This window comes from Streptomyces torulosus (assembly GCF_001419765.1).
Classification (GTDB): domain Bacteria; phylum Actinomycetota; class Actinomycetes; order Streptomycetales; family Streptomycetaceae; genus Streptomyces; species Streptomyces torulosus.
Genome location: NZ_LIRK01000625.1, coordinates 1 through 5535, shown reverse-complemented (window position 1 = coordinate 5535; position 5535 = coordinate 1). Strand labels below are relative to the sequence as shown.

At 73.4% G+C, this 5535-nt stretch carries 6 protein-coding genes; 2 read left to right on the top strand and 4 right to left on the bottom strand.

What is annotated here, in order from left to right:
* Window positions 1-25: 25 nt before the first annotated feature.
* Entirely contained in the window at window positions 26-640 is a 615-nt protein-coding gene (locus AOK23_RS35645; RefSeq protein ID WP_055716669.1) for a TetR/AcrR family transcriptional regulator, read from the bottom strand.
* An 87-nt stretch (window positions 641-727) separates the two neighbouring features.
* Here AOK23_RS35645 and AOK23_RS35640 point away from each other — a divergent pair, with 87 nt between their 5' ends.
* Window positions 728-1708 carry an alpha/beta fold hydrolase gene (locus AOK23_RS35640; RefSeq protein WP_240496709.1) on the top strand — a complete coding sequence of 327 codons (981 nt, stop codon included), beginning with the start codon at window positions 728-730 and terminating at the stop codon, window positions 1706-1708.
* A gap of 39 nt (window positions 1709-1747) precedes the next feature.
* Here AOK23_RS35640 and AOK23_RS35635 read toward each other — a convergent pair whose 3' ends face one another.
* Complete coding sequence (locus AOK23_RS35635; protein WP_055716668.1) at window positions 1748-2704, bottom strand: helix-turn-helix domain-containing protein; 957 nt, start codon at window positions 2702-2704, stop codon at window positions 1748-1750.
* 176 nt (window positions 2705-2880) lie between these two features.
* Here AOK23_RS35635 and AOK23_RS35630 point away from each other — a divergent pair, with 176 nt between their 5' ends.
* Window positions 2881-3945, top strand: a complete 1065-nt coding sequence (locus AOK23_RS35630; protein ID WP_055716667.1) for a saccharopine dehydrogenase family protein — start codon at window positions 2881-2883, stop codon at window positions 3943-3945.
* A gap of 91 nt (window positions 3946-4036) precedes the next feature.
* Here AOK23_RS35630 and AOK23_RS35625 read toward each other — a convergent pair whose 3' ends face one another.
* Together AOK23_RS35625 and AOK23_RS35620 are read right to left on the bottom strand one after the other, a co-directional pair.
* Complete coding sequence (locus AOK23_RS35625) at window positions 4037-4840, bottom strand: endonuclease I family protein (RefSeq protein WP_055716666.1); 804 nt, start codon at window positions 4838-4840, stop codon at window positions 4037-4039.
* 229 nt (window positions 4841-5069) lie between these two features.
* A partial coding sequence (locus AOK23_RS35620; protein ID WP_157878242.1) for a TioE family transcriptional regulator occupies window positions 5070-5535 on the bottom strand: 466 nt, incomplete at its 5' end.

Genomic DNA, 5535 nt, shown 5'->3' with positions numbered 1-5535 from the left:
GTACGAGGGGTTGGGCGCTTTTCGGTCAGGTCCGCAGACGCTCCGCCAGTCCCGCGAAGTAGCCGCGGTGCACGGCGGTCAGATCCACCTCGTCCGGGTCCAGCAGCCACAGCAGATGGGCGCCCTCGATGAACGCGGCCACCTCCGTCGCCAGGACCGCCGGGTCCAGGTCGGCGCGGGCCGAGCCGTCCGCCGCCGCCCGCGTGAACAGGGCGTTCAGATGGGCCCGCAGGGCCCGGCCCCGGTCCCGGAACCAGGTGTGCAGGGCGGCGCCCGGCTCCAGGTTCTCGGCGGTGAGGGTGGTGTGCAGGGCGGCGAGTTCGCGTTCGGTGGCGGCGGTGTGCTCGGCGTCCCGGACGAACCAGTCGAAGGCCTGGTCGAGGGTGGGCTCGGCGTCCGGGGGGACCGACAGCCGCTCCAGGGCGCGCCGGTCCGCCTCCTCCAGGACGGCCTGGACGAGACCGTCCTTGCTGCCGAAGTGGTGGATCAGGGCGGAGGGGGTGGCGCCGGCCCGCTCGGCGATGGCGGCCACACCCGTGCCGCGCACGCCCTGCTGCGCGAACAGCTTGATCGCAGCGTCGACCATCGCGCGCCGGCGTGCCACGCCCCGCTTCTGTACCTGCCCCTTGACTCCGGCCATGGGGATCAGGGTGCCGGGCGGAGGGCGGGGGCGTCCAACTCGAAAAACGGGTGCGTGGCCTGCGCCGAGTCATTATCTTGAATGACCATGCAGGAAAATGAGTTCCGGACCGAGGGCGAGATCGAGAACGTGACGGAGACCGAGGGCATGACGGAGAACACCTACGAGTACCTGGTCGGCCGGGCGCGGACCGTGTCCACCGACGGCGTCGAGCTGTGGGCCGAGGAGTTCGGCAGCCCCGGCGACCCCGCGGTGCTGCTGATCATGGGGGCCCAGGCGCAGGGCGTGCAGTGGAACGACGGGCTGGTGCGGCGCCTCGTCGACGGGGGCCGCCGGGTCGTCCGGTACGACCACCGCGACACCGGCCGCTCCTCCACCGTCGACTACGCCGCCCGGCCGTACACGGTCGCCGACCTGGCGTCCGACGCGCTCGCCGTCCTCGACGCGTTCGGGGTGGACCGCGCGCACCTCGTGGGCGCCTCGCTGGGCGGGATCATCGCGCAGCGGATCGCCGTCACCGCCCCCGAGCGGGTGCTGACCCTGACGAGCCTGTCCTCCCAGCCCCTCGGCACGGACACGGCGGCCGCGGTCCTGCGGGCCATGGAGGGCGCGCCCCCAGCCCCCGACGAACTGCCGCCGCCCGCACCGGAGTTGCTGGCCGCGCTCGCCTCCGCCTTCCCCGGCCCGGACACCGGTCCCGAGGAGTACCTCGCCCTCCGGCTGCCGCTGTGGCGGGTGCTGCACGGCCCGGTGCTGCCGTTCGTCGAGGAGGAGTACCGGGCGATGGAGCGGCGGGTGTACGAGCGGGCCCGCGATCTGCTCGCCGGGTTGAACCACACGCTCGCCGGGGCCGCCGGCGGTGACTCCACGGCGGACCTCGCCTCCGTCACCGCGCCGACGCTCGTGCTGCACGGCACCGAGGACCCGATGTTCCCGCCCCCGCACGCCGAGGCCACCGCCGCCGCGATCCCGGGCGCCCGCCTGGTCATGGTCGAGGGCATGGGCCACACCCTGCCCCCGGCCCTGGACACCCGCCTCGCCGACGAGATCCTGCGCCACACGGCCTGAGCGCGAGCGGGCCGGACACAAGCGGCCTCACCCCCCGGATCAGCCGATCGTCGCGGCCGAGCGGGCGCGGAACGTGCGGCGGTACGTGTCCGGCGGCACTCCGACCGTGCGGTTGAAGTGCCGCCGGAGGGTCGTCGCCGTACCCATGCCGGTGGCCTCCGCGATGGCGTCCACGCCGTCGTCGGTGGCCTCCAGCAACTCCTGGGCCCGCCGGATGCGTTGTGTCAGCAGCCACTGCAACGGGGTGGTGCCGGTCGCCGCCCGGAAGTGGCGGCCCAGGTGACGGGCGCTCATGTTCGCCCTGCGCGCCAGGTCCTCCACGGTCAGCGGCTGGTCGAGGCGTTCGAGCACCCAGGGGAGCAGCGCGCCGAGCGGATGGTCGTCGCGCGCGGGCACCGGGGCCGTGACGAACTGGGCCTGGCCACCCGCCCGGTGCGGCGGTACGACCAGCCGCCGGGCCGCGGTGTTGGCGACCGCCGAACCGTGGTCCAGGCGCACCAGATGCAGACAGAGATCCAGCGCGGCGGCCTTGCCCGCGGACGTGAGCACGCTGCCGTTGTCCACGTACAGCACGTCCGGGTCGACCTCCACCTCCGGGTGGCGGGCGGCCAGGACGTCGGTGTGGGCCCAGTGCGTGGTCGCCCGTCTGCCGTCCAGCAGGCCGGCGGCGGCCAGCACGAACGCGCCCGTGCACAGCGAGGCCACCCGTGCGCCCGCCTCGTGGGCCGCGCGCACCGCGTCGACCAGGGCGGCGGGCGGCTCCACGTCGACGTCGGCCCAGCCGGGGACGATCACCGTGTCCGCGTAAGGGAGTTGATCCAGCCCGTGGTCGGGTTCCATCCGGAACCGGCCGACGCGCACCGCGTCCGGTCCGCAGACCGAGACGTCGTACCAGGGGCCGGGGACGCCGTCCGGGACGGACGCGAAGATCTCGTACGCCACGGACAGTTCGAAGTGCAGCATGCCCTCGGTGACGGCCAGCGCGACGGAAACCATGTCCGGAATTGTACGGGGCATGTCGTTCCGGACACTCGCCAGGAGGCCGCCGCCCTCGCCAGGATGGTCACGACGGAACGACGGAACACATCACGACGGATCGACGTGATGACCGAACGCCGTTGCCACGTGGGGCTTCTCGCGTACGGCGACGGCGACGAACGGTGGGAGAGACCATGGGTACGGCGACGGGGTCGGGGCGGCGCACGGTGGCGGTCTTCGGCGCGTACGGGCACACCGGGCGGTTCGTGGTGGCGGAGCTGCGGGCCCGCGGCTTCCACCCGGTGGCGGTGGGGCGGGACGCCGGCAAGCTGCGGGCGTTCGCGGCCGCCGAGCCGGGACCGGAGCCCGGGCAGGCCCTCGACGCCCGGACGGCCTCCGTCGACGACGCGGCCTCGCTCGACCGCGCGTTGGCCGGCGCGGACGCGGTGATCAACTGCGCCGGGCCGTTCGCGGTGACCGCCGCCCCGGTGATCGAGGCGGCCCTGCGCGCCGGGATCCCGTACGTGGACGTGGCCGCCGAGATCGAGGCCAACGCCGACACCTTCGCCCACTTCGCCGAACGGGCCCGTGCGGCCGGGGCTCTGATCGTCCCGGCGATGGCCTTCTACGGCGGCCTCGGCGACCTGCTCGTCACGGCGGCGATGGGGGACTGGACGGCGGCCGACGAGGCGCACATCGCGTACGGGCTGAGCGGCTGGCACCCCACGGCCGGGACCCGCGCGGCGGGCGCCGTCTCCCGTGAGCGCAGGGACGGTCGCCGGGTGCGCTACGCGAACGGCGGGCTGGAGTACCGGGACGACGCCGCGCCCGGCCTGAAGTGGCCCTTCCCCGAGCCGATGGGCACCAGGGCCGTCATCGGCGAGTTCAGCATGGCCGACATCGTCACCGTGCCCAGCCATCTGTCCGTCCCCGACGTGACCACGTACATGACCGTCGAGGCCGCCGGTGAACTGGCGGACCCGGACACCCCGGCCCCCACCGCCGCCGACGAGCGGGGGCGGTCCGCGCAGACCTTCCTCGTCGACGCCGTCGTCCGCTCCGGCGGGGTGGAGCGGCGGGCCGTGGCACGGGGCCAGGACATCTACGCCGTCAGCGCGCCCCTCGCGGTGGAGGCGGTGGACCGCGTCCTCACGGGGCGGACCCGCGCGCAGGGTGTCGTCTCCGCCGGGGCGGCCTTCGACGCGACCGACTTCCTGCGGGCGCTGTCGGCGCACCTCACCGTCGAACTGGTCCGGTGACCGGCTGCGCGTACCGCCCCCGAAGCCCCCGGTGACGCGACGGGCTCCCGGCCGTTCGTCGGCCGGGAGCCCGTGTGGCACGGCGCCGCCGCTACCAGATCGCCTCGACCCACTCCGGGTGGTCGATGAACGGGTTCCGGTTGCCCTGGTAGTTGGAGTAGATGAGGTCGTTGCGGCGCTCTTCCCACGCGTCCGGCGGGTCCTCGTCGTTCCAGGCCTTCAGGACGGAGAGCCGGCCGTGGAAGCGGGTGCCGCCGTTGTCGACGGCGTCGTTGGGCTCCAGGTTGGGCCAGCCGTCGTCCCCTTCGTAGCGGACGGCCATGTAGAGGATCATGCGGGCCACGTCGCCCTTGACCGCGTCGCGCGGCTCGAAGGAGTTCGAGTCGATGAGGCTGCCGCCGCTGTTGGTGAACGTGCTGCCGCCGTTGTCGAAGTCGAGGTTGCCGCGCCGGGCGTTGACCTGGACGTCCTCGGCCCGCAGGTGGTGCAGGTCGGTGCCGGGGCCGGCGGACGTGCCGAAGTCGCCGTGGGACTGGGCCCACACGTGCTCGCGGTTCCAGTTGCCGGTGCTGCCGCCGTTGAGTGACTTGCTGCGGGAGATGCCGCTGTACAGCAGCTTCACGTTGCTGCTGTTGTTGGGGTCCTGGTCGGTGACCTTCAGCGCGTTCCAGACCGCCGAGTACGAGATGGACGTCTGGTCGCTGATGATCGTGTGCAGCGAGGACTTCAGCGCCGTGCCGGTCTTGCCGACCGCGTTCGCGTAGTACGTGTCGTCGTACGCCGTCGTCGTCGCCGAGGCGGGGGCGGCGGTGGCCGCCGGCAGGACGAGACCGGCGAGCACGGCCGACGTCGCGAGCGCGACCGTCTTCCAACTGCGAATCCGCGCAGCAGGCATGAGGGGTTGTCCCTTCCCAGAGGGCCGCGTGGAACGAGGGGTGGTTCGGGGAGCCTCGGTCTACGCGGGTTGACTGTGTGGGTAATCGAGAGATTGGCATGGACGGGTCAGTCCGTGTGTAAAGGGCAGGGGGCGGTTCGGTGACGTTTTTGAGAACGCGTCAACTTCCGTTAACCCAAGGCCCTCTGTGCGCCCCGAGCCAAGGGGAGACCCTCATTGACGTGCGACGTCAGGCGTGCTGCGGGCCGGCGGGGGAAGGCACCGAGGTGTGGGACGGCGGGGTCGGGAGGTCCAGCAGCGTCAGGTAGTGGCTGACATGGGTGGCCGCGTGGAGCATGGCGACGCCCCGTGCGGTCAGCTTGCGCTGCCAGTCGCCGAGGGAGGCGGCGAGGGTGTCCGCGCCGCCGGCCGTGCGGATCCGCCGGACCACGGTGGCGATGTGGTCCAGTGGATGGCCGCCGCGCCGCAGCAGATGGGCGAGCTCGGCGTCGCGGACGTCGTCGGCGCGGAAGACGCGGTACCCGGTGGCCGGGTCACGCGCCGGGGCGAGGACGCCGGCCTCCTCCCACTTCCGCAGCGTGGCCGGGGTGACGCCCAGATGGCGGGCCAGCTCGCCGACGGTCCAGGTCCGATGGGTCCCCGGCCCCGTCGCCTCCGTCGGCTCGGTCGGCCCCGGCCCCGTCGCCTCCGTCGGC